The sequence below is a fragment of the Sphingobacterium sp. BIGb0165 genome (genome assembly GCF_024810095.1).
Lineage (GTDB): Bacteria > Bacteroidota > Bacteroidia > Sphingobacteriales > Sphingobacteriaceae > Sphingobacterium > Sphingobacterium detergens.
Map to the genome: position 1 here is coordinate 257,592 of NZ_JANUEB010000006.1, position 23,837 is coordinate 281,428.

20 protein-coding genes are annotated in these 23,837 nt (G+C 38.1%); 11 read left to right on the forward strand and 9 right to left on the reverse strand.

The annotated features are described in order from the left end of the window. Positions 1-8: 8 nt before the first annotated feature. Complete coding sequence (locus tag M2408_RS15520; protein WP_259183224.1) at positions 9-3,101, reverse strand: TonB-dependent receptor; 3,093 nt, start codon at positions 3,099-3,101, stop codon at positions 9-11. A 539-nt stretch (positions 3,102-3,640) separates the two neighbouring features. Further along, a complete protein-coding gene (locus M2408_RS15525) occupies positions 3,641-4,090 on the reverse strand; it encodes a protein-disulfide reductase DsbD N-terminal domain-containing protein (protein ID WP_259183225.1) in 450 nt (149 codons plus the stop codon). A 631-nt stretch (positions 4,091-4,721) separates the two neighbouring features. Here M2408_RS15525 and M2408_RS15530 point away from each other — a divergent pair. Further along, positions 4,722-5,219 carry a DinB family protein gene (locus M2408_RS15530; protein WP_259183226.1) on the forward strand — a complete coding sequence of 166 codons (498 nt, stop codon included), beginning with the start codon at positions 4,722-4,724 and terminating at the stop codon, positions 5,217-5,219. A 95-nt stretch (positions 5,220-5,314) separates the two neighbouring features. Here the strand turns inward: M2408_RS15530 and M2408_RS15535 are convergent, their stop codons facing one another. Then, the gene (locus M2408_RS15535) at positions 5,315-5,458 is read right to left on the reverse strand and encodes a hypothetical protein (protein ID WP_259183227.1); all 144 of its coding nucleotides are present in this window, start codon (positions 5,456-5,458) and stop codon (positions 5,315-5,317) included. Positions 5,459-5,721: 263 nt separating this feature from the next. Here M2408_RS15535 and M2408_RS15540 point away from each other — a divergent pair, with 263 nt between their 5' ends. The 4 genes from M2408_RS15540 to M2408_RS15555 all read left to right on the forward strand — a co-directional run bounded on the left by M2408_RS15540 (position 5,722) and on the right by M2408_RS15555 (position 11,030). Continuing rightward, the gene (locus M2408_RS15540; RefSeq protein WP_259183228.1) at positions 5,722-6,339 is read left to right on the forward strand and encodes a zinc ribbon domain-containing protein; all 618 of its coding nucleotides are present in this window, start codon (positions 5,722-5,724) and stop codon (positions 6,337-6,339) included. A gap of 31 nt (positions 6,340-6,370) precedes the next feature. Further along, positions 6,371-7,906, forward strand: a complete 1,536-nt coding sequence (locus M2408_RS15545) for a glycosyltransferase family 39 protein (protein WP_259183229.1) — start codon at positions 6,371-6,373, stop codon at positions 7,904-7,906. 20 nt (positions 7,907-7,926) lie between these two features. Continuing rightward, positions 7,927-8,478 carry a putative glycolipid-binding domain-containing protein gene (locus M2408_RS15550; protein WP_259183230.1) on the forward strand — a complete coding sequence of 184 codons (552 nt, stop codon included), beginning with the start codon at positions 7,927-7,929 and terminating at the stop codon, positions 8,476-8,478. A 263-nt stretch (positions 8,479-8,741) separates the two neighbouring features. Beyond that, entirely contained in the window at positions 8,742-11,030 is a 2,289-nt protein-coding gene (locus M2408_RS15555; protein ID WP_259183231.1) for a family 20 glycosylhydrolase, read from the forward strand. Between the two features lie 114 nt (positions 11,031-11,144). Here M2408_RS15555 and M2408_RS15560 read toward each other — a convergent pair whose 3' ends face one another. Further along, complete coding sequence (locus M2408_RS15560) at positions 11,145-11,813, reverse strand: trans-aconitate 2-methyltransferase (RefSeq protein WP_259183232.1); 669 nt, start codon at positions 11,811-11,813, stop codon at positions 11,145-11,147. Positions 11,814-12,172: 359 nt separating this feature from the next. Here M2408_RS15560 and M2408_RS15565 point away from each other — a divergent pair, with 359 nt between their 5' ends. Together M2408_RS15565 and M2408_RS15570 are read left to right on the forward strand one after the other, a co-directional pair. Beyond that, positions 12,173-12,730 (forward strand): hypothetical protein, encoded by a 558-nt coding sequence (locus M2408_RS15565; protein ID WP_259183233.1) that lies wholly within the window; start codon positions 12,173-12,175, stop codon positions 12,728-12,730. Positions 12,731-12,755: 25 nt separating this feature from the next. Further along, the gene (locus M2408_RS15570; protein WP_259183234.1) at positions 12,756-13,268 is read left to right on the forward strand and encodes a GNAT family N-acetyltransferase; all 513 of its coding nucleotides are present in this window, start codon (positions 12,756-12,758) and stop codon (positions 13,266-13,268) included. 89 nt (positions 13,269-13,357) lie between these two features. Here M2408_RS15570 and M2408_RS15575 read toward each other — a convergent pair whose 3' ends face one another. Then, complete coding sequence (locus M2408_RS15575) at positions 13,358-13,741, reverse strand: helix-turn-helix domain-containing protein (protein WP_259183235.1); 384 nt, start codon at positions 13,739-13,741, stop codon at positions 13,358-13,360. Between the two features lie 210 nt (positions 13,742-13,951). Between M2408_RS15575 and M2408_RS15580 the strand changes: the two genes are divergently transcribed. Next, positions 13,952-14,635, forward strand: a complete 684-nt coding sequence (locus M2408_RS15580; RefSeq protein WP_259183236.1) for a YceI family protein — start codon at positions 13,952-13,954, stop codon at positions 14,633-14,635. A gap of 151 nt (positions 14,636-14,786) precedes the next feature. Here the strand turns inward: M2408_RS15580 and M2408_RS15585 are convergent, their stop codons facing one another. After that, positions 14,787-16,529, reverse strand: coding sequence for a hypothetical protein (locus M2408_RS15585; RefSeq protein WP_259183237.1), 1,743 nt, complete (start codon positions 16,527-16,529; stop codon positions 14,787-14,789). Between the two features lie 345 nt (positions 16,530-16,874). Between M2408_RS15585 and M2408_RS15590 the strand changes: the two genes are divergently transcribed. After that, entirely contained in the window at positions 16,875-17,342 is a 468-nt protein-coding gene (locus M2408_RS15590) for a GNAT family N-acetyltransferase (protein WP_259183238.1), read from the forward strand. Between the two features lie 22 nt (positions 17,343-17,364). Here the strand turns inward: M2408_RS15590 and M2408_RS15595 are convergent, their stop codons facing one another. Continuing rightward, positions 17,365-18,894: a DUF2931 family protein gene (locus M2408_RS15595; RefSeq protein ID WP_259183239.1), complete on the reverse strand. Its 1,530-nt coding sequence runs from the start codon at positions 18,892-18,894 to the stop codon at positions 17,365-17,367. A gap of 264 nt (positions 18,895-19,158) precedes the next feature. On the opposite strand from M2408_RS15595, the gene M2408_RS15600 reads away from it, so the two are divergent. Both M2408_RS15600 and M2408_RS15605 read left to right on the forward strand, forming a co-directional pair. Continuing rightward, complete coding sequence (locus tag M2408_RS15600) at positions 19,159-19,728, forward strand: GNAT family N-acetyltransferase (protein WP_259183240.1); 570 nt, start codon at positions 19,159-19,161, stop codon at positions 19,726-19,728. A 210-nt stretch (positions 19,729-19,938) separates the two neighbouring features. After that, on the forward strand, positions 19,939-20,556 hold the full coding sequence (locus tag M2408_RS15605; protein WP_259183241.1) for an HPP family protein: 618 nt from the start codon (positions 19,939-19,941) through the stop codon (positions 20,554-20,556). A 70-nt stretch (positions 20,557-20,626) separates the two neighbouring features. On the opposite strand, the gene M2408_RS15610 is transcribed toward M2408_RS15605, so the two are convergent. Then, positions 20,627-23,026 (reverse strand): outer membrane beta-barrel protein, encoded by a 2,400-nt coding sequence (locus M2408_RS15610; protein ID WP_259183242.1) that lies wholly within the window; start codon positions 23,024-23,026, stop codon positions 20,627-20,629. A gap of 283 nt (positions 23,027-23,309) precedes the next feature. Then, positions 23,310-23,714, reverse strand: a complete 405-nt coding sequence (locus tag M2408_RS15615; RefSeq protein WP_120258972.1) for a VOC family protein — start codon at positions 23,712-23,714, stop codon at positions 23,310-23,312. Between the last annotated feature and the right edge of the window lie 123 nt (positions 23,715-23,837).

The window sequence follows — 23,837 nt, forward strand, 5'->3', positions numbered from 1 at the left end:
ACGATTTATTAAAGACCAAGGATTAAACCAAACATAAATGTGCGGCTCTGCGGATAAGAGCCCTCATCCAATCCCACACGAAGACCAGAATAGGAATTAACATCGGGATCAAAGCCTGTATACTTTGTCCAGGTAATCAGATTTGTAGCCGTAACAAAAGCATCGAGCTTACGCAAACCAATGCGTTTGCTCCAAGCGGGGTCAAAAGAATACCTTAAATTGATGTTTTTTAACTTCAGATATGAACCATCTTCGACCCACCTACTTTGTACCCGACTATCAGACTGTTTTGGATCATCCCGAATCAATCGGGGAAAATCTGTTTGATCTCCCTGTTCCCGCCACCGATTAAGAGCGTCAGTAGATAGATTATTATAACGAACAATTGAATTTCGCTGATGATTCAACTCACTATAAATCTGATTACCGACCGAATATTGAAAAAACACATTCAAATGAAAATTCTTATAGCTGAAATCATTGGAGATCCCGCCGAAATACTTCGGTTCAGCATAACCAATAATCTCGCGGTCATTTTGATCGATAATATTATCATTGTTCACATCCTTCCAAATGGGATCACCACCGGCAAATACAGGTCCATTCGCACCATTTGTCACCCCACTTGTATTGTCTTCATCACGTGCATATACACCAAGATAACGCCATCCATAAAATACACCGATAGGCAAACCCTCACGTAGAATATGGAAAGACCCATTTTGAATATGACCGCCAGTCAGAAGATTCTTAGGCAACGATGTAACTTTATTTCTATTTAAGCTAACGTTTATATTTGTGTTCCAACTAAAAGCGCCCTCCAGGTTACGGGTCTGTAGGCTAAACTCCAATCCTCGATTCTCAATAGACCCTATATTTTGTGTAATAAATTCAAATCCTGTGGTTCCGGGAATAGGCACATTATAAAGCAGATCTTTCGTTTTCTTCAAGTAAGCATCCGTGGAAAACAGGATTCTGTTTTTTAAAAAGCCAAGCTCTAGACCAAGGTTATATTGACGCGTTGTTTCCCAGGTGAGGCTCGGGTTGGGCATCACAGTTGGTGCCGCTCCCGAAAAATCCAGATAATTCGTTCCTAAAGTAAACTCTCCTCTCGCGGCATAATCACCGATGGCCTCGTTTCCGGTACTTCCAAGGCTAAAACGAAGCTTACCATCGCTAAGCCAACCCAAATTCTTGATCCCTTTTTCTTCGACAAAACGCCAGCCCGCCGACGCAGAGGGAAAAAATCCAAACCGTCGGTTACGGCCAAAACGGGAAGAGCCGTCCGTACGAAGGTTGAATTCCAACAAATATTTTCCGAGATAGTCATAGGTTACCCGACCGAAATAAGAAAGCATGGCATGTTCGGAAGCGATATTTACACCTTGGTTTGAAATGACAGATGCACCATTCAATGTACGGATATCATCACTTGGAAAATATTCTCCATCGAGACCTGTCCTGTCATAACGCCATTTCTGAAAACTTATTCCCAATACCGCCCCAATATTGTGTGCATTAGCTACGCTTTTTGCATAGGTAAAATAACTCTCATTGCCCCAGGTAAGGTTTCCAGAAGATCGTACAGCACCCTTATTATACCCCTCGCGGTAATCCAATATGGATGGCATAAATTCATCTTCTTTCATTGAAATATAATCCAGGTTTACATTACTTCGGAATTTAAGATCTTTATAAAGATCAATTTCCAGATATTGGCTTCCAACGATGCGATTACTCTTGTTCAGGTTGGTTGCAAACAAAGCCATCCCGACGGGATTCCGCTGTCCGATCATATAACCATTCAGTGATCCATTGGGTAGATACATCGACATAATAGGTGGCCGTATCAATAAACTGCGGATAATACTTAGATTCCCTGAGCCCGCGGCATTTGTCCGGTTGTTCACTGCGTTTGTATAGGAAATACTCTGCCCTATCCTGATCCGATCCGAAATTGTAAAGTCGACATTCAATCGGGAGGTAAATCGCTTGTAATTGGAATTCAATATCACACCATCCTGATCCAAATAAGATGAACTCCAGGCATATTTTGTCCCTTGATTCCCTCCTCGTACAGAGAGATCCAACTTATATTGCTTTGCTGAACGCATCAACTCATCCTGCCAGTCCACATCACCACTGTTCATGGGGTTGAGCGAATCTATAATTGTATAAAATGGTTCCTCAGGTTTGGCCATCCCCCGATAGGAATCCAAAACTGCCTCTCGATATTGCCTTGCGTTTAAAACACTTAGTTTGCGGGTCAGGGCACTCACTCCCGCAGTTGCATTTAATATCACTTCGGGTCTACCTTCTGCACCTCGTTTCGTCGTAATCATCACAACTCCGTTGGCAGCTCTAGACCCATAAATCGCAGTAGATGCAGCATCTTTAAGAATCTCAATCGAAGCGATATCGTTCGGATTGATATCCGTCATCGGGTTCAGCCCAGAATTTTCAGTACCGTTTAAAGAAGAAATGGAATTGGATTCCAGTGGAATACCGTCTACAACAAAAAGGGGATTGTTACCCGAGTTCAATGAGGAACTCCCCCGGACACGTATGCTCATTTCACCACCGGGTGCGCCGGAATTGGACGAAACCTGCACCCCTGCTGCCCGTCCCTGTAAAATTGAAATGGGATCCTGCAACGTTGTCTTGGCTATTTCTGAAGCACCTACGGAAACAATAGATCCTGTGAGGTTTCGTTTTTTCTGACGCCCATATCCTACCACAACAGTCTCTTCCATCAGATTGGAAACAGCAACTAGTGCGATCGTATAGCTTGCACGTGAATCTATTTTTATTGTCTGACTCGAGTAGCCCACAAATGAAAAAGTAATGGATTGCCCTATTGCTACATCGTCCAATACAAAGCCCCCCCTTTTATCCGTACTCACTGTCACATTTTTTGCGTCGCTGAGCTTTACGGTGACTCCAAGTAAAGGCGCCTTTGTGGTCGCGTCAATCACGTTACCAGTGACCGTCTTTTGCTGAGCGACAACAATGCCAGGAAAAATTAAAATGCTGCACAAAAAAAATAAGGATAGAACATAATACGGTCCTTTAAGGTTACGCTGGTTAGCACTAAATTTCATATGAAGACTTTAAGTTTATATCACCTATTAACTATCGATAATGATTAATAAAAAATATTTTAATGAAAACATTTACATTAAAACGTTAAGCATTATCAAATAATTAACGTTTGAAAAAAAACAATAGTATACGAAGCGCCAACTTTAGTAACATTTATGTGACGAAATCACTTTCAAGAAACATTATATTGTCCTACTATCTATTTCATAAATACTGTTTTCTTTCCCAACCAAGTCAATAAAATTCCAAATGGGCTCCGCAGAAATTAGACGAACATCAAACCGCAGACTACCTTGCTTGCAGAAATTTTCATAGTCCCGAATAGAAAGCTTAACCGCAGGTCATAAAAAAGCCCTAGAGCGGGGAACTCTAGGGTCTTAGCCATATATTAACCTATTTTATGAAAAGTATTTGCATTATTAACGCATTATTGTGGCAACTTATTTTGTGCTATATTGAAAAAAATTAATAATTATAAAAAAATCCCATTTATAGCGCTATAAATGGGATTTTTTTATACGATACAAAAAAGATTTTGTTATTTGATCGTTACTGCAAAAGCATATTCATCTGGAGGAAGACATTGTGATGCATCACATGCTTGCCATTCCACACTACCTTTCACAGTTGCTGTTCCTTTTTTCAAAGCCACCTTTTGTTGGAAGATCACCTCATTTGTAAAATATCCTACATCCATTTTAAAAACCTCTTCATGTTTTACTTTCGGTTTCGGCTCAGCAGTTTTTCCTGCCAATGCATAATCGGTCGCATTCACAAATGTGAAAGAAGTCGGAATAGGTCCGCCATCCTTTACATTTTGCGAATAAATATGCCAGCCATTTTGGATGGTAGCTTTTACATAGACGACTGCCTCTTTGTTATTTAGCTTTTTGCTAGCTACAGTCCATTTTACCGGTTTGTGAATTTGAGCAAAAGCGCCAGTTATCATAAAAATAACTGCAGTCATTAACAATACTAATTTTTTCATTTTTTTATATTTATTTTGGTTTATTACACGATGTCCATTCTCCTACCTTCATATCCCTTTTAGTTCGTTATATCAATATGACGATATGGAAAGACAAAAAACGCTACAACAATATTCGCCATAAACAATATAAAACACAACAACAGGTTGATAAAACAATAAATTTTATTGAAAACAATATAAAAAACAATACGATTCACATTTATACAATACTTTTTTCAATATTCTCGCCTTATTTTTTTTGTGTCCTAAAAATTGAAAACAATCCCTATATCATACTGGCTATACCACCCAAAATCTGCTATTATCCATTTAAAATCAGAAACAACAGATTTGTTACGTTGCAGCACCTGTCAAAAACCATCTTTGGCACAGAAATCGCATAATATAAAACTCATAATTTAGGTTAATAATTGGTTAGGTTAGACCGCTTGAAGTTCCCCACTTCAAGCGGTTTTTTTATGATGAATCTTCATATTCAAATCCATACTGACACATAGCTGTCAATATCCAAACTTATCTTTGACGTAGGATACAAAAAACAGAACGACCTATCATTTGTTCAAAAGGATGGGTAGAAAAACAGGGGCATTGTATCAAAAAATATTAAATTAATATATTCCAAAACAAGATGAACACACTTCAACAACTAAAATCTGAACTTGAAAATGAGTATCAGATCACTAAAAATTTTATTGAACTTTTTCCAGAAGGCAAAAATGACTATGCCCCACATGAAAAAAGTATGAAAATCATGCCCCTTGCGACCCATCTCGTAGAGGTATTTGAATGGCCAAGTACAATTTTGAAAACGTCCGAACTAGATTTTGCCGATGGTGGCTACACACCCACTATTCTATCAACGCGGGAAGACTTACTCCAGAAACTAGACCAAGATTTTGAAGCAGGAAAAATAGCCTTGGAAAATGCCGCCGAAGACGATTTAAATCCAGTTTGGACCATCAAAAGTGCTGGACAAAAACTCGCAAGCTGGACAAAATATGAAGCAATCCGTCATTCTTTAAATCAGATCACACATCACAGGGCACAATTAGGTGTTTACTATAGACTGAATAATATTCCCTTACCGTCAAGTTACGGACCTTCTGCCGATTCACAGAACTTTTAAGTCCAACATAGCTATTGTTTTTTGAACGAATATGCATAAAAACAGTCCGCGATCTACCTTCGTTTATGATTTAAGACTGTTTTTATGCCATTTCGCTATGCGCCCTCTCCCAACCTGCGGCGTACCTCAGTCGGGACAGCGTCAGGATGAATCCATGATGTCTCCGTAGTCAGTCCGTGGTGAGTCCGTGTTATACTCACTAAAACCACGTTCACATGATGGTCAGACTGCCCTAACATCTGCTCTCAGGTATGTTTAAAGCTCGAATCAGGCCGGAATGGTTCTCAAACAGTTACCGAAAATAAGCCAAATACTCGGACTCACTTGCCGGAAACGCGGTTTTTTGACATGAATAACCTTCGTGCATTCATCAACCCCACTAAAAGTGAATATAATGGCATAATTTTTGAAAAAAATTATCGACAAACCAATTAAATGGTATGCAAAATGGGCTAAAAACCCATAAGCCCAAATATAGAAACAGTATATTTAAACCTTGAATATGATTATTTTCGGAACAAGAACAAAGTTACTACAAAACAGCTCCAATGCAGCTGTAGGTACCTGCAATTATTGTAACACAGTAGGATCGTTATACGCCTACAAACAGGTAAAATACTTCCACATCTTCTGGATCCCCATTTTTCCATACAGTACAGAGATTATTAGTGTATGTGATCATTGCAAAAAAGTAAATTACCAACGTGAGATTGATCCACAGACCCTTGCAACAATCCGTTCAAGTGGTATGCCGAAGACACCCGTTGGATATTTTTCTGGATTAATACTAATCGGTCTTTTCTTCGGATCTGCGGCCGTAGCAGGAATATCCGGATCCATTAAAACAAAAAAATACCTGGAAAGTCCGGCTACTGGTGATGTATATGAAATCAAACGGAAAGAAAATGGGAAGTCCATGTACACGTTATACCGCGTTGCCAATATCACAACGGATTCCATTACTTTCGACGTCAATGACTATGAAGCAGAGGGAACGAAAGGTCTTCGCAAATTGAGGGAACAACGCAGCGATAATTACTCAGAAAAGGTCACTTTAGCCCGCCCAGAAGTTGTCAAAATGAAAGATGATAATCAGATATCATCAATAGAAAGAAAATAGAACTGGAGCTTATGGACAAATCTGTTCCTAAATGAAAAAACATCTTATTCTAGTAGGCCTTATCCTGCTGAAATTTATCATTCAATATCAATTGATAAGTCCGATATATGATTTACATCGGGATGAGTTCTTACATTTAGATCAGGCCAATCACTTGGCTTGGGGATATTTATCCGTTCCGCCGTTGACCTCTTGGCTTTCCTTCCTCATCAAGATTTTAGGAAACTCCGTGTTTTGGATCAAATTTTTCCCTGCACTGTTCGGAGCGCTAACCATTCTTGTCGTCTGGAAAACCATTGAAGAACTCAAAGGAGGTCTTTTTGCCTTGATATTTGGTACAAGTTGTGTTATTTTTTCGGTCTTATTTCGTTTAAACACGTTGTATCAACCCAATTCTTTTGATGTTCTGTCATGGACATTGATTTATTATTTTATCATAAAATATCTCAACAGCGGACACCATAAATGGCTATACTTTATTGCAGTCACCTTTGCTTTGGCATTTTTAAACAAATATAATATCGCCTTTTTGATCCTAGGGCTTATACCGGCCATAATAGCCGTTCCAGAACGTAAAGTACTATTCAATAACAAACTTTATTATAGTATTCTAATTGCTTTTTTAATCATCCTACCTAATTTAATCTGGCAATACATGAATAATTTCCCTGCTTTATATCATTTCAAAGAACTCGCGGAAACCCAGCTCGTCAATGTCAACAGATGGAGCTTTATCCGATCTCAATTTCTATTTTTTTTCGGAACTTTCCCTGTTATTGGGTTTGGATTATATGCTTTATTATGTTATCCGGCATTTCGAAAATATCGGCTATTCTTGTTGTCTTTTTTTATTACAATTGGAGTTTTTCTATTTTTAAAAGCTAAAGATTATTACGCAATCGGTATCTATCCCATATATTTTGCTTTTGGTTCAGTTTATATTTCAACACTTTTAGAAAATAAAGCTGAAAGAATTCTAAAACCTCTTTTAATTGCACTACCCCCTATTTTCTTTATTCCTGTTTATTTGCTGACATTCCCCAATAAGAGCCCACAATATATTGCGAACCATCCCGAAAAATACCGCAAAATTGGCATGTTGTCCTGGGAAGATGGTAAGGATCATCAACTTCCACAAGATTTTGCGGATATGCTAGGCTGGCGGGAGCTCGCCCAAAAAGTAGATGACATTTATGGCAAAATTCCCGATCCACAAAATACACTCATACTTTGTGATAACTATGGTCAGGCGGGCGCTATAAATTATTATTCCAAACTTGGAATCCGTGCCGTCACCTTCAACGCAGACTACATCAACTGGTTTGATTTCAGTCATGAGTTCCGCAACTTGATTCGTATAAAAAACTCATGGGAAAACCAATCTGAAATGAATGAAACCGCTCCCTATTTTGTACAATCTATACGCTCAGATTCCATTACAAACAAGTATGCAAGAGAATATGGAACTGTGATTTTCACATTTATCAATGCAAAAATCAATATCAACAAACGCGTCAAGAATGAAGTCGAACAAGAACAACGACAACATATGTTGCCTGTTAAATAATTAGTTAATATAGCGATCAGATGAAAACAGTATTATGGCGGGGAGTCCCTTTCCATTCCTTGGAGTATTTCAACATACAAGAAAATGACAATCATTATGTTGTAGTATCAAAAATTATAGGTTCCTATCGGAAAAAAATTTATTCAGTCTCCTATCAACTGATGATAAACGAACAGTGGGAGATCCAGGAATTTTTTATTGATTCCGAGGTCAATATGACCAAAAACACCCTAACTGGAAAAAAAACTGCCACCAACTGGGAAATCAATCATTTCGACAATCCAAGTTTCAAAGGTTTTCAATATATAGATATCTCTTTAACTCCCTTTACAAACACGCTACCAATAAACAATCTACAGCTGAAAATTGGTGATTCAAAAGAAATAGATATCATCTATATCGACCTCATCAACAATGACATCACACCTGTCCGGCAACGTTATACAAGGACAGATTTACACGAATATCTGTATGAAAATATAGTCAGTTATTTTACAGCTTATATTCAGGTAGATGAGAATGGGCTAGTTCTAAACTACCCTGGTTTATTTGAAAAGATAGCTGGAAACTAGTTTCAATCATGCCGAAATAAAATCAACGCAAAGCCTACCCTCAACCTTATTCTAACGATGCTTTCTGATCAAAAAAACAAATTGGCATGTATATAGGTTTTATAAATGCGCTACTAGATCAGTGCTACTAGTATCCATTTTTTTATTACCTCCGTTTACATAAAATATTTCTATATTGGTTCCGAGTTTTTCATGCTAAACCGACAAATTCTATTTGGCAAGCTCTTAAACACATAATTATTAAGAAATCACAAAAAAACTTTATGTCTAAAGCTATTTCACTGCTCCTGCTATTGTCTGCTTTCTATTGGCCTAGTAAAAGTTATGCGCAAGAAAAAAATCATATCCCCCAGCTGATCCCTTTTCCCGAACAACTGGAATCATCTACGGGTTTCTTTCAAATAGCCAAGGGAGAACTCTCTTATACGATTGATTCCGACATCTCCTCAAACTCTCTAGACCAGTGGGTACGTCAATCGTTATTCGGGGACATCCCTAAAAAGAAGATGACACATGCCAATGCAACACTACGATTGATAAAAAAAAGTAGTCTTTCCAAGGAAGGTTATGAATTAACGATTGATAAAAAAGGAATTCAGATTTCTGCTTCTTCGGATCAGGGGCTATTTTACGGACTGCAAACAATACAACAACTGTATCTTCTCGCAAAATCCACGGGGAGTATTCATTTGCCCTATCTGTCAATTAAGGATCAGCCAGCGTTTCAGTGGCGCGGTGTGGAACTAGATGTAGCGCGGCACTTCTTCTCAAAAGATTATTTATACAAGTTTATCGATCTCTTGTCGTCCTATAAATTCAATAAGCTTCACCTGCATCTGACGGATGACCAGGGTTGGCGTATCGAGATAAAAAAATACCCAAAACTTACTTCACAAGGTGCTTGGAGAACGTATAATAACCAAGATTCAGCATGTCTTGCCAAAGCAAAAGATAACCCCGATTTCAATCTACCCAGCGAACACAAACGTATCAATAATGGACGAGAAGAGTATGGTGGATTTTACACACAACAGGATATCAGGGATATCGTCGCCTATGCATCGAGCAGGCATATGGAGATTATACCTGAGATAGATATGCCCGGACACATGATGATCGCCACGAAAGCCTATCCCGAGCTACTCCTAGACAGTGAAACCGCAGGCTGGGGAAAACAGTTCTCCGTACCAATCAGCCCATGGAAAGAAAGTAGTTATACATTTATAGAAAATGTCCTTAGTGAGGTCATCGAGCTTTTCCCTTCCACTTATATTCATATTGGTGCTGACGAAGTGGAAAAAGACTCCTGGTCAAATTCAGCCATTGCTAAAGCATTTATGAAGGAGAAAGGCATAGCAAATTTACATGACCTACAAAGCTATTTTGTAAAACGTGTTAATAACTTCATACGTTCGAAAAATAAACGCAGCATCGGATGGGATGAAATACTTGATGGTGGTTCGGATACATCGATGACAGTTATGTATTGGCGGGGATGGGTAAAAAATGCCCCTCGTGAGGCGGTCAATCGTGGTCATCGTCTCATCATGACACCTACCAACCCATTGTATTTTGACTACCTTCCCAATAGTAGCAGCTTGGATGCGGTGTATAACATGTCTGTCATACCATCCGATATCCCAAGTAACAGATCAAATTTAGTTCAGGGTGCGCAGGCAAACATATGGACAGAAATGATTCCCTCGACAGCCCGGTTAGAATTTATGATTCTACCAAGATTGAGTGCATTGGCAGAGCGGGTCTGGACCAACAAATCGCTATATGAGAGCTATAGAAATAGATTAATCGCTCACTTTGGGATCTGGAACAAAATGGGGCTACGTTACCGTATGCCAGATCTAAATGGTTTTGCTGATAATCAGGTTATCGTTGATGAACGATCCTCGCTGAAAATTGAAAATGAACTTCCAGAAAATGCAATACATTATACCACAGATGGTAGTCTACCAACTCAGAAAAGCCCAGTACTAAACGATTCACTTATTGTCAAAAACGAAGGAGCTATACGTTTCGCAACGATATCTTCTTCAGGAGCAAAGAGCGAACTGTACCAAGTGAATTTCAAGAGAGATACCTGGAAAAAAGGTGTTACCGAAGATGTAAAGAATATGCGTGCAGGATTGACCGCAACGCTATTTAATGGAACATTTGCAAACACAGCTGCAATAACAGGTAAAACGGTACGCCAGGAGATTATTAAGAATATCCATTTGAGTGATACGATTAAAATGCCTTCATTTGGTGCAAAAATTAAGGGCTATTTGTATGTGAAAGAAAAAGGGATCTATAATTTCTATTTCACTTGCGATGATGGTGGAGTTTTACGTATACATGATCAGGTGGTCGTAGACAACGACGGACAACATGCCCCAATCATGAAAAGTGGACAGATTGCTTTAGAAAAAGGATATCACCCGATTAGCATCGATTTCATAGAAGCGGGAGGTGGTTTTACGTTAAAACTTCAATATCGTGTTAACGGTTCCAAAGTTACAGACATACCCGACGATCATCTCTTTCATAAAAACTAAGGTTAAAAGGGGTGTCCACAACCGTCGGACACCCCTATTTTTTTTAATTTTATTCGTATCCCCAAATGTCTCTTTTCAAATATTCAATTCCCAATGGCTTACTTTTTGAAAAGCTTATTTTTTCTTTGTCATCCAGCCCATATAAATCGTTGATTGAAAAAAACGTACCGGAACCTCGAATCCCGCTTCAACACATAATGCTGCAAGCCGATCCTCAGACACATGAAAAAGGTCCTTCTCTATCCTATTCAGTCGAAGACTGATCTGCTCTTCTGGTATGTCATCGGACAATAGAAGTCTTAGAATTTTCAGATTTTCTCTAATCATGCTGCTATCTCCTGTGATATCCAGCATCACAAGGGGTGCTCCTAAAAGCAGTCTTTTTCCTATTTCTTTCAGCAATTCTAGCTTACTCCCATTATCTTCAAGAAAATGGAGAACCAACAATAGTGTGGCAGCATCATATTTTTTGTCATTTTTCAAATCTTGGATTAGGGCATCAACAAGTACAATGTTAGGGTATCCCTCAAGTTTCTGCCGAGCCTGTTGAATCATTTCAGGGGACGGGTCTATGCCTGTTATATTCCATGTTTTACCCTTTGTGACCAGCTTCTGTATCTCATTGCCAGTTCCACAGCCGACAACCAGCAGTTCATTGGGATCCGTATCTGTCAACAGCTTGGGCAAACAATCCAAAAAATAATGATAATTGGGAATCCAGGCTTCCACAAATTGATCGTAGCCGCTCGCTCTTTCATTCTCAAATAATTCTACTTTGCTCATATTCTTAATAGTGCAATCTTGATATCAGACAGATCAAGTGTTAAGTTATAAAGATAGCTCAATTGAACCAGTATCTCCTTTAATTAGTCCATTTCAATTGAAAAAATTGTATTACCCTAATAGTTTGACCAATAACCTCCAATCAAATTCATCGGAAATACATTTCTCAACAAAAGCCGGTAATTGTTATTGAAAAATATATTGTCTTCTGTTCTGCCATCTATAGATTCAAAACTTTTGCTATCTTTATTTTACTTAGCCAGAGTTGTGATAACGACAAATAAAAAGCCATATGGTTACACCAGATGCAACCAAGACAATTTGTTAAGATCAGCTCAAAAATATATTAACAATACTATATGAGCTTTTTAAATTTCTTAAAAGGACAACATAAATTAAAGCAGATTGATGTCAGTGAAGACCAGGACTTTGTTGATCTACAATTAACGATAACCAAAAACTGGAATGATGAAAATCTAAATCATATTATCCAGGCAAAGGGGCTGTGGGGGAAAGAAACAGTCGGTATAGAAGTTTCATTTCGATGCGATATGAAATTAGGAATTGTTAACACGGAAGTAGACAAGAAAAGATTTTATCAGGAAGGAATCAACTTCTATTCTATAGGGGAATTGAGTGATAATTTTACTAAAGCTTTAAGTAACTTGTTTAAAACTGAGGCCAGCTCTTTCAAGATGCTTGACACTATAGGCTCCACAGCATTTGTACTTAGTGGCCAACCAGAGTATTTTGACGAAGAATATATAAAAACCAAAATTTTCTTCGACGATACAAACGAAAAGGATAACTATGCGGAATGGTATGTGAATATTGACCTAAAAAATAGAATTCTCGAATTAAGGGAAAAAGATCAGGAATATCGAAAAAACATCATTAATGTATTGACAAATAACTAGCTTTTCGATAATTTAGAAATTAGTAATGTCTATTCAGCTATTAGCACTTAAGTCTAACTCCTATTCTATTCGTCAGTTATTGGAAAGCGAATTCGAATATTATAAATCAATTCGTTTAGAAGCAATTCAAACGGAGCCTAGTTTATTTCGATGGAGCAATCCGGCAGAAAACGATCTCTCCGATTTGGACTGGCAAGAGCGTATAAAATATCCCCGGATTGTCTTTGGACTTTTCAAAAAAGACGACCTGATCGGGATGACCAGCTTGTTATTATTAAACGATACTGAAGCATATTTTGGGCAATCCTTTATTCGCCCTAAACATCGCGGACAAGGGCTTTCAAGTCTATTGTACAAAATTAGAATGGCCTGGGTCAATACACAGCAGATCAAACGGCTCATCATCAGTCATCGGGAAATCAACACGATTTCAAAAAAAGCAATCCAACGTGCAGGTTTCGAATATAGCCATCGGGAACTCGTGCATTGGCTGGACGGCACAACTGGCTACTCATTGTACTACCGCTTAGAACTTTAACACAAATCTGATCTAATTTCGAAAATAGGTACGATAATAATCATTTCAATCGATTGAAAACCTGTTGCGAATATAAAGAACAAAACTTCCTATATAGCAGCTGAGCTAGTCCCGTTTTTTTGATAAAGTGTGCTTCTGTAAGTGATACCCCATTTAGCTATTTCATCAATAATAGGACCTAATGTTCTCCCACATTCCGTAAGCTCATACTCCACAGTAAGCGGCTTGGTATTTAATACTGTCCTTCTGATAAGATGGTTCATTTCCAGATCTTGCAGTTCTTTGGACAACATCTTTGCCCCTATCCCATCAACTTCCCTCAACAATTCCATAAAACGTAGCTTCTCAAACAACATTAATGTTCCTATAATGTGGAATTTCCATTTACCTGCCAAAATCTCCATGGTATCTTTTATCGCCAATATCCGCGTTTTACAGCCGGTGGAGGAACTTGATAGCGCTTCCTTTTTCATTTTACTTGATCTCCTTCTATTGATTACAAAAATACTGAATTACAGCATCACAGTGTACTATCTTTTTGGAAAGTAGTTTCTTTAAGGAAACTAATACCAAAAATAAACTATCTATAATCTACCTTTGTATTCATAAATTAAAATGGCATGATTGATGCCGACGATACAGAATAATACAAACATCTTATTAAAAAATAAAACGATTAAAAAATGAAAAAACAATTAATCTCGGGTTTAGCCCTTATTTTGTTATTCGCTTCATGTCAAAATACAACTGGAGACAAAGCTAAAACAACGTCAGCGCAAGAGGTGACTGAACAAAAAGGACAGACTTATACTGTAGAGGCTGACAAAAGTACACTAAAATGGACAGGTTACCACAAAGGTGGTTTGAATCCAAGATATGGTGTCTTAAAAAGCGATGGTACACTTTCAGTTGAAAACAATGCTGTCACTGGTGGGTCTTTCACCATTGATGTCAATTCAATCGTAACAGACAGTGCTTCTGTAGATCCTACTACCGCAGGTGGTAAAAAATCAACAGATTTGGATGCACACTTGAAAAGTGCGGACTTCTTTGATACAGCGAAATACCCTACAGCTAAATTTGAAATCACCAAAGTTGCTCCATTTGATGCTGCTCAAGGAAAAAGCGTTGTTGCTGATGCTACAAACACTGTCAGTGGTAACTTAACAATCAAAGACAAAACAGTAAACGTAACATTTCCTGCTAAAATTACTTTCAATGGCGAAGAAGTTACTTTCTACTCTAAATTTACGATCCAAAGACAAGATTGGGGACTTACCTATGGTACCGAAGGTAACCCTCAAGATTGGATGATCGCACAAAATGTTGACATTGAACTTAATGTTACAGCGAAAAACGCAAAATAAGATTTCTAATGGCTGATACAGCCTTCTAGAATTCTGGCTATAATCAAGTTGGCTTACAGAAGAGCCAACTTGATTATTCTTTACCTTGTTCGCATCCTTAACCTACCAAATCTGTATTATTACTCCTCCTGATCAGGTTCATAGCATTAAATTAATGTGGATTCATCTCCTGATCTCGCAATTCCATTTTCTTCTTTAGACGCTGTTTTGCTTTTTTGATTGCTTCGGTAGACACACAGAGTAGTTCACTCATACTACTATTGTTTAGATCCAATTTTTGTAGAGCAAGTATACGCAGATCGTTATCTGTTATTTTTGAATAGTTTTGTTTCATTTGTGTTAAATAACCCGGATGGACCTTATCAAAAACATGCTTGAATTTTAACCATCGTTCATCAGTCATGATATGTGCCTGCAACATCGCATTTAAGCTGTCCGAAACCTCAGCCATGTAAGCAGGATTTTGCACTGACACTTTCACAATCTCCTGTCGGAGCTGTTGAATAGTTGTATCATTTTGTTTGATCGTATTGGTAAATTCGCCAAGGGAATCTTTTAGAATCAAAAGCTCTTGATCGAGTAATTGCTTTTCGTAACCTAGCTTGAGCCGATCCTTTTCAAGAAGGGTATTTCTCATTTTGATTTTTGCCTTTGATCTGTTGATTAAGAGCAATACAATCGCAAAAACCAAAATCAAACAGAGCCCAACAAATTGATAAATCCGTTTGGTGTGAAGTCTTTTTTCCTCAGCAGATTGGATAGTTCGATTATATCGCTCAGTCTCCCTTTGCCAAAGAAACCTTTGAATTTCTTTATCATTTATTCTTTTTTCTAATGAATCTTTTAATATCAGATAGACATGTAATTGTTTGAGTTCTTCCTCCTTTTGATTTAAACCACGAGCAATATCAGACAACAATTTTGAGGCCTCCATCTTATATTTCAGGAAATAGGGTTTTTCCTCCATCAGGCTTATGCTGGTTACAGCATATTGCTTGGCCAGTTTCCATTCCTTAAGCACAATATACCAACTTGCCAGATTAAGGTTTGCTCGCATGGCATCCTTTCGTTCATTAAATCGCATAGAAAGATCGATGTTCTTCTGAACTAAGGCAATCGCTTTTTGCCGATCGCCTGCTTTCCAGGCCTGATCGGCTAGATTGCCGGAGATAATGCCAATCCATACCGAATCCTTAGCCAATTTTGCCTCTGCCATCGCCCGATTGAAATAAGTGGCAGCCTGATGATTAAGCGAATCATTTGCTAGATACACTGCAATGGCATTGATTAGATCCACACGTTCTCTTGATGCTGCTTTCGAAAAAGGTAATGCTTCCTGTAAGTAATCAACGGCTATACTATGATCTCCAATATAACTATAAAAATTCGCGATGAACTGGTAATGCTTAACTACTAATGGTATTTTTTTGATGTCAATTTTGGATTTTAAATCATTTGCCCGCAAGAAGAATGGAAATGCTTCCTTTACCTTCCGATAGACATAGTTATAATAGCCTTGTCGCGCATAGCCTATCATTTCCAATTCAATATTATTATGCTTTTGAAGCAATTGCTCCGCAAGCCCATAATATTGATCAGAAACAGCATTAGTTCGATCAAACGCAATTGAATACCCATCTGCCATACGCATGTAGTATCCCCATTTTAGTATACTATTATTAGTCCTATTAGCGAGCGTTAAAATAGGATCCAGTGCATTTTTCAACGCAATAGTATCCTTCCCAAAGTTAGCTGGAAATTGGAGTACAGCTTCCAACTGAAGAACAGGGTCTTCAATATGCACTATTTTTTCTATAGATTGTCCAACGGCTATACTCGTACTTTTTATCGTCAGAATAGCTAGGAACAACATACAGAACAAATAAATTTTCATTTTTAAAAAGGTCAAGTTTTTATTAAAATGGCTAACAGTAACAGGTCAACTCGTAATAGATTTAATTTCCAGATCTGCCCTATTAAAATCTGACATTGCCCATATACAGTTGGATTCCCCAATAGCTATCGGAATGACTTCATTATTTTATTTAGCAAAATGGTTAATATAGACTCATAAAGCGAGGGTATAGACCCCGATTCACTGTCGTAAATATACAATTTATCCGCGTAAGAGATCAATGCCATTTTGTTAAAAAATTGTTAGCTCATTACTCTTATTTTTAGGATTTCCAGTACATCTATCTAGTTTTAGAGCATAATCCAAATGTGTTTATATTTGTATATGGAGATATCAATACGAAAAGGAATATTAAGCGAATTGCCCCAAATAAAAGAACTATTTGCTGCGACAATTACTTCAGTATGTCAGATTGATTATAATGCAGAACAAATCGAGATATGGAAATCTTCGATCAATAACATTGAACGTTGGAATAACTTAATCAAAAACCAGTATTTTATTGTCGCAGAAATAGATAAACAAATCGTCGGTTTTGCTTCATTGGATCATGGCAACTATATCGATATGTTATACGTACACAAAGATTTTCAGCGACAGGGCATTGCACAACGATTATATGACCACTTGGAGCATAAGTCTAAATATTCAAATATGGAGACGCTAACAGCAGATGTCAGTAAAACGGCTAAACCATTTTTTGAACGTAATGGTTTTACGACAATTGCCAGACAGGTGCAAATTCGGTCAACCGTAGAAATTGTCAATTACAAAATGCAAAAAACTTTTTAACATCTATTGGTCTAGCTGGAGATCAAAACTTCTCACCATATTTTATGATTTCGGTTTCCATAAGCAAAAGCTGGTGTTCAGCATTTTTTAATCGTGCGGTCGCCCGGCCATTTTGGGTATCCACGGTAATTTCCATCTCAGCCTTTATATTTTTATCGCGATCAAAAAAAGCTTTGAATTTTTTAAAAATTTCCATTTCATCAAATTCAAAATTTACCGCACAACGGTTTTGATTTTTATCATACCATTTGATATATATATGCTGTGGAATTCCCCTTTTTTCAACGGTAACATTTTGAGTTCTTTCATCGAAAGCAAAACGTTCAGCATTAAAATACTGAAAAATTACATCATATGTTTTTATTTCTGGAGCGATCACAAACTTTGGATTCCAGGCATAAGCTGTCCCTAGTTTATTCCAATAATCATCAGGAACAGGTTGATTTTTTTTTGCCATTTGTATTGCCAAAGGAACGATCATTGTATCTGTCAGTACCTTATTGCGCCACTCCTGATTAAATAAATCACCATAAACCATCTCCTTATTATCAGAAACCTTCTGGTCAATATTGATTTTCTTCGCCTGATACTGACCTATTTCAACCTGCCGATATCCCGATCCTCCAGCCCATATCACCAGTCTTCCACCGGGTGCAAACCCGAAAATAATCTTGTTATAATGCTCCTCAACATCACTGACTGACCTTCTTTCTACATATGGTTGTTTGAAAAGTGTAAGCAATTTGTTGTAATCTATTGTGTCATGGAATTGGTAGAACGCATTCTCTGAAAACGAATACCAAGTAACATCAATTGCCTTAGGCAATGACATCATACTTTTATAAGTCTCGGCCCCCGCCTCCCCCCATTTTGCATGATAATTCACCGTATTTCCCTCACTAAATGTAAACTCATAATCCGCATCTTTCGGGAAGATGAATATCCCTTTGTAGAGTTGTACCGGATAACCTGCTGGATTACTCATTGCACCCGCCCATTCAAATCGACCCTCTTTTAAATTATCTGCCTGATCTCGCCGCTCCCGTTCAGCTTCCCTAACCTCTCGTCCAACTGTCGAAAAAACAGACACAAGCACACTGATTAAAATATAGCCCAAAAATGTTAGTATCAACGCTGTCCACGATCTTAAGCCCCAAACGAACGTAATGCTACTGAATAAACTCAAAAAAATGCTCAAAATTAAAATCAAAGGGAACATTTCAGAAATTACTCCTCCTAGATCAGCGTATATCTTGTGTTCATATTCGTCGCCTAGTGTACTGACAAAAAGCAACACCGGTAACAATGTGGAAAATATAAAATAATATAAAAAACTGTAAATACCCTCAAAGACAATACTAGGTTTGTCAAATACGTTAAATCGTTTCCGAAGCTTATTGAAATGAAAATAAATAAGGGTAATTACAAGAAAATAGGGAGAAACACAGAATGCCCCATAAACCAAGTTCATATCAGCATCTTGTGTTAACAACATTGCCAATAATCCCAAAAGAGTCACAACAAAGGCTGAAATTGTAGCTTTAAGAACCATGTATAGATTTTATTATTTATTGATCATAATATATAGCGGTATCCTGTCTATATTTTGCTTCAAATCCATAATTTGAAAAACAAGAACAACTTTACTCAAAAGTAATAAGAAATGAAATTATAAGTACACAACAATTCATATTCAAAGCAAATCATTACATATTCGTTCAATTTTTTCAAACCACTTAAGAGCTCAATGATCGCAACGCCTAAAAAGAAAACAGATCATTTTATTAACTTAGCCCACGAACAGAAAATACGAGTTATGCATTTGACGATTAGACCCGCACAACAACATGATGCCACAGTTGTACCTGAAATCATGTTACAGGCGATGGAAGATATCATCTTTCGTTTTATACAAAAAGAAGACAAAAAAGAAGCAATACGTTTTTTAACCGATCTTTTTCAACAGACCGAAAATCTATATAGCCATGAAAATACTTTTGTTGCTGTAGATCCCGAAGGCAATGTTATGGGATCATTGACGGGATATGATGGGGATCATTTTATTGCGCTACGACAACCAATCCTGGAACTCTTGCAAAAAAAATATGCCAATGATCTAATCCCTGAACCGGAAACAACGGGACAGGAATTTTATATAGATTCTGTTGCTGTATCCAGTGCTGCCAGAGGTCAGGGTCTAGGAACTGAGCTATTGAAACATGCGATAAAACATGCCAAAAATCAAGGTTTCAAACAAATAGGTTTATTGGTTGATTTAGATAATCCGAATGCCAAGAAGCTTTATGAACGCCTTGGTTTCACATTAGGAAACAAAATGCCTTTCGTCGGTGGAGAATACTATCATATGTATATTCGATTTGTTTAGGTTAATCTATAACATCCAGTTCGTGAAAACCATCAACATTATTATTCAAATGTTGGTTTCATCCAAAATACTAAAACTGTTAACTCAATAAATTGGTCAAAATAGAGCCCAGAACAATTTAAAGTCTATCTTATTTATAAATACCACAAGGATTAATATAAAAGATCTAAAAAGGAGTTCTTAAAATTCCCTATTTTTGCTCAGATCAGTATGAAAAATCAACTTCATCGACAACTCCGTATTTACAGATATGTTATCTATCGGGAAACGTTAATAGATCCCTGGGAACATTTTTGGTCTTTTATTGGTGCATTCGTAGGCATATTTATCATCGCTTTTATTCAATCGCTTCATTTCCCGCCATTGGAGAATGTTTTCCTGATCGGATCATTTGGTGCCTCCTCTGTTTTGGTTTATGGCGCCATACAAAGCCCACTTGCGCAACCTCGAAATTTAATCGGTGGTCATGTGGTTTCAGCGATAGCTGGAGTTACCGTAGCACAGCTACTCCCCGATATCATCTGGCTCACCGCCCCCTTTGCTGTAGCCCTGTCTATCGTATGCATGCAGCATACCCGCACATTGCACCCACCGGGAGGAGCGACAGCCCTAATCGCAGTAAGTAGCGGAACCAAAATTTCTTCCTTAGGGTATTGGTATGTATTGAGTCCCGTACTCTCCGGATGCCTGATTTTATTTATAGTAGCACTTATTTTTAATAATATCACCAAAAATCGGCACTATCCAGTTAAAAGATCACGTTTACGTCGTTCACAGCGACAACATCTAAAATCACGATTTGAACGAACTAAAGGGACATCAACCTAATCTGAATTAGCTAAACCTATCGTAATATCCCCACAGTCCGCATATCCATCTCGCAAAGCAGTAGACATTCTTATTTACGTCGATGTGGGATATGTTCCATTTCTCGTGGACTCTTTTCCGCTGTTCCTTCTTTTTGTCTGCCGGCACCGAATTTCCAACTAAAAGAAAGACTTACTGATCTGTTGTAATAATTGCTAGATGTTGTACTTCTGAATGAAGGTGCTACCGCCATACTCCTTTGTGTCATAACTTGCTGAAATGGATTACTTACTGTCAATACAATACTAGCTCTATCATTCCAAAGCTCCTTTTGAGCAGAAAATCGATAAGACCATTCGGCCGTATTTCGCCCCTGCAAAGTCACATAACCATTGCTATAGTCTCCTGAAATCTGGAGACTGTAACCTTTAGACAGATCATATGAATTGCTGAGATTAGCAGCATAAAATCCATTACTATTCCTTACCTGTAAAGCTGGGCTCCTAAACCAGACATAATAGAGTTCCAGTCCACCATTGAGCATCCAATTCGGTTGCAGTTCCATGGATAGATTGAGCTGCGTACCCAAGCGTTTATTTATCGCAATATTACTTGGTGTAGTACGTGAAGTACCGAGACTGTCGACGACTGTAAGCTGCTCTATCGCATTATTGTTCGTACTATAATAGACACTACTATTCAGATTAAAATTGGATGTCGCGCTGTAATTGTGTCCTAATTCTACGACCCGAACCCTTTCTGGCCGCAATAGCGGATTTCCCGACAGCAGATTTCGTGGGTCACTGGCGTTGACATAAGGATTGAGATCCCATATCCATGGTCTACGTATCCGCTCTGTATAGGCGAATTTGAGTTCATGATGGTCATTTACCTTTTTAGCGACTAACATGGTAGGCACCCAGTTGCCGAATTTAGATTTAAATGAAGATGTGGAACTCCTGAAATCAGCCCCCAATACTGTTGTTTCAAAACGAATTCCGGGCCTAATTGTCCACTGATCATCGGTTTCGATTTTTAAACTCATATAGCCCGCCAATATCGTACTGTAGTAATCCATTTTATCCGACCGGGATGGGATTTCGACCAACTCTTCACTTCCCGGAGCATGTTCATTATTGAAAACAGTGTAAAGGCTACCGGAATTACTTCGCTTCAATTTCATTCCCGTTTCAATGACGTTTTTCCCGGTCGCATCTATAGGGTGCGTATAGTCTGCCTGAAGATCAAAGTCCCAAGAGTCACCTTTATTTGGTCCTTTCTCCTTAAAAGAGCTTACTCCGGACATTTCTTTTTGACTGGTTATGTATTCCGACCTATCGTTTGATCGGGCGGCCAGCCCAATGATCTGCAACTCCTGTGACTTGCGTCTAAATTTTTTGAGATAATTCAGCGAGAGCTCATAATACTTTACCGAATTCTGCTGCTGACTAAACTGATTATATTCAGCATAGGTATTTCCATCCTGATACAAGTTGTAAAGTGAACTACGCGCAGGCCAACGGCCATACCAATAGGACAGGTCTGCGCCAATTTTTTGCGAGCTATCTGGGCGGTATACAAATCCCAGAGTTGCAGACGCCCCCCTATCCTTTTCAGTTGCATCATTGTGCTGTAAAAGTTCTCCTACCGATACCCCATTGGATAAGGAGGTTCTTTGCAGGGTTGACCTGTTTCGTTCACGTTCCGCATTCATCGTTGCAATAAAATTGAAATCGAATTTTTCAGTAGTCGTAGACCAGGAGCCACTTCCAGATTGATCCAAGTTACCTAAACTAACATCCAAACTTCCATGTGTTCCCCGGACAGATTTTTTTGTGATAATATTAATGATACCTGCAGCTCCTTCAGCTTCATATTTTGCAGATGGCGAAGTAATCACCTCAACAGATTTAATAGAACTTGCAGGAATCATTTTTAAAGCATCTTTCAAATTCTTAGCCATTATTCCAGAGGGGATACCATTAAGCAGAACTTTAATATTCGTATTCCCGCGCATCCGCAATTCCCCATTACTCCCCACGGTTAACAGAGGAACTTTCCGCAATAGATCTACGGCCGAACCGGCTTTATTACTGATATCAGAGCCCGCATCATAGATCAGTTTATCACTTTTATAGCGTATCGGCTTTCGCTTCCCTTTCACAACAATTTCTTCCAACGATTTACGCTGACTGACAAGTCTGATCTCTAATACATTTGATGTAGTTATCGACTTAGACAGATGACTTTCATATCCCACATAAGTCACCAAAATACTTGGATTCCCGGTCTGCGGCATAACGAGCTTAAATCCGCCTCCCAAATCGGTAGCGACTGTCTGTAACACTTTTCCGGCAGAAATCAGGGACACTGTAGCCTGTTCGATAGGTAATGCATTGCTCGCATCGACAACTTTTCCTTTAATTTCATAAACGGTATTTTTCCCAACTTGATGCTGAGCATATAAAGAAGGTGGGTATAGAGTAGACACAAAAAGAATAGCAATTAGAAAATGCTTCAAAACACGGAACATATTGTCTGGATTAAATACAATACAAAACAATAAGACTATGTTCTTTTTAAAAAAATTTAATGAGGAATAAGGTGAATAAAAGGTCAAACAACCTTCATCATCAAATTAGTAGCTTTTGTCATTCTCTTTTGGGTAGAGATTTAACAATTGCCATCGTCCATCAGCCATACAATTGACCAATTGATTTGAAAATATGGATGAACGATGGCTGGTCGAAAAAATTTGCTTCCGTATGTAAATATTAAGCACCTGGAAATTTACTCATATCCATATAAAATATCTCCCAAGTGTGGCCATCATAATCTTCCACCTTTCTCAACTGCATAAAACCATGATCCATCATCGGCATTGGTTCTATTCCTCCTGCCGCCAGCCCTTTGTCAACAATTTCATTTACCCGATCCAGACTCTCCACAGAAAGAGCAAATAGTCCAGCGATATGACTTTTTGTATCGGCTATGGGTTTATTCGTAAAGGATTTAAATTTATCATGTGTCATAATCATGACAAAAATATGTTCACTCCAGACCATACATTTAGCATCGTCATCACAAAATTGTAGATTTACTTCAAAACCCAATTGAGTATAAAAATCCATTGATTTGTTGACATCCGCCACAGCGAGATTAATAAATACCTGTTTCATCTTTTTAAATTTTTAATTGCTATTGATAACACAAACTTGCGCATTATGGTTTACAAAAATCTTAGCATAAGACAATAAAATTCGTACCTAATCAAAATCTCATATTAGTTGGCAGAAAGAAGC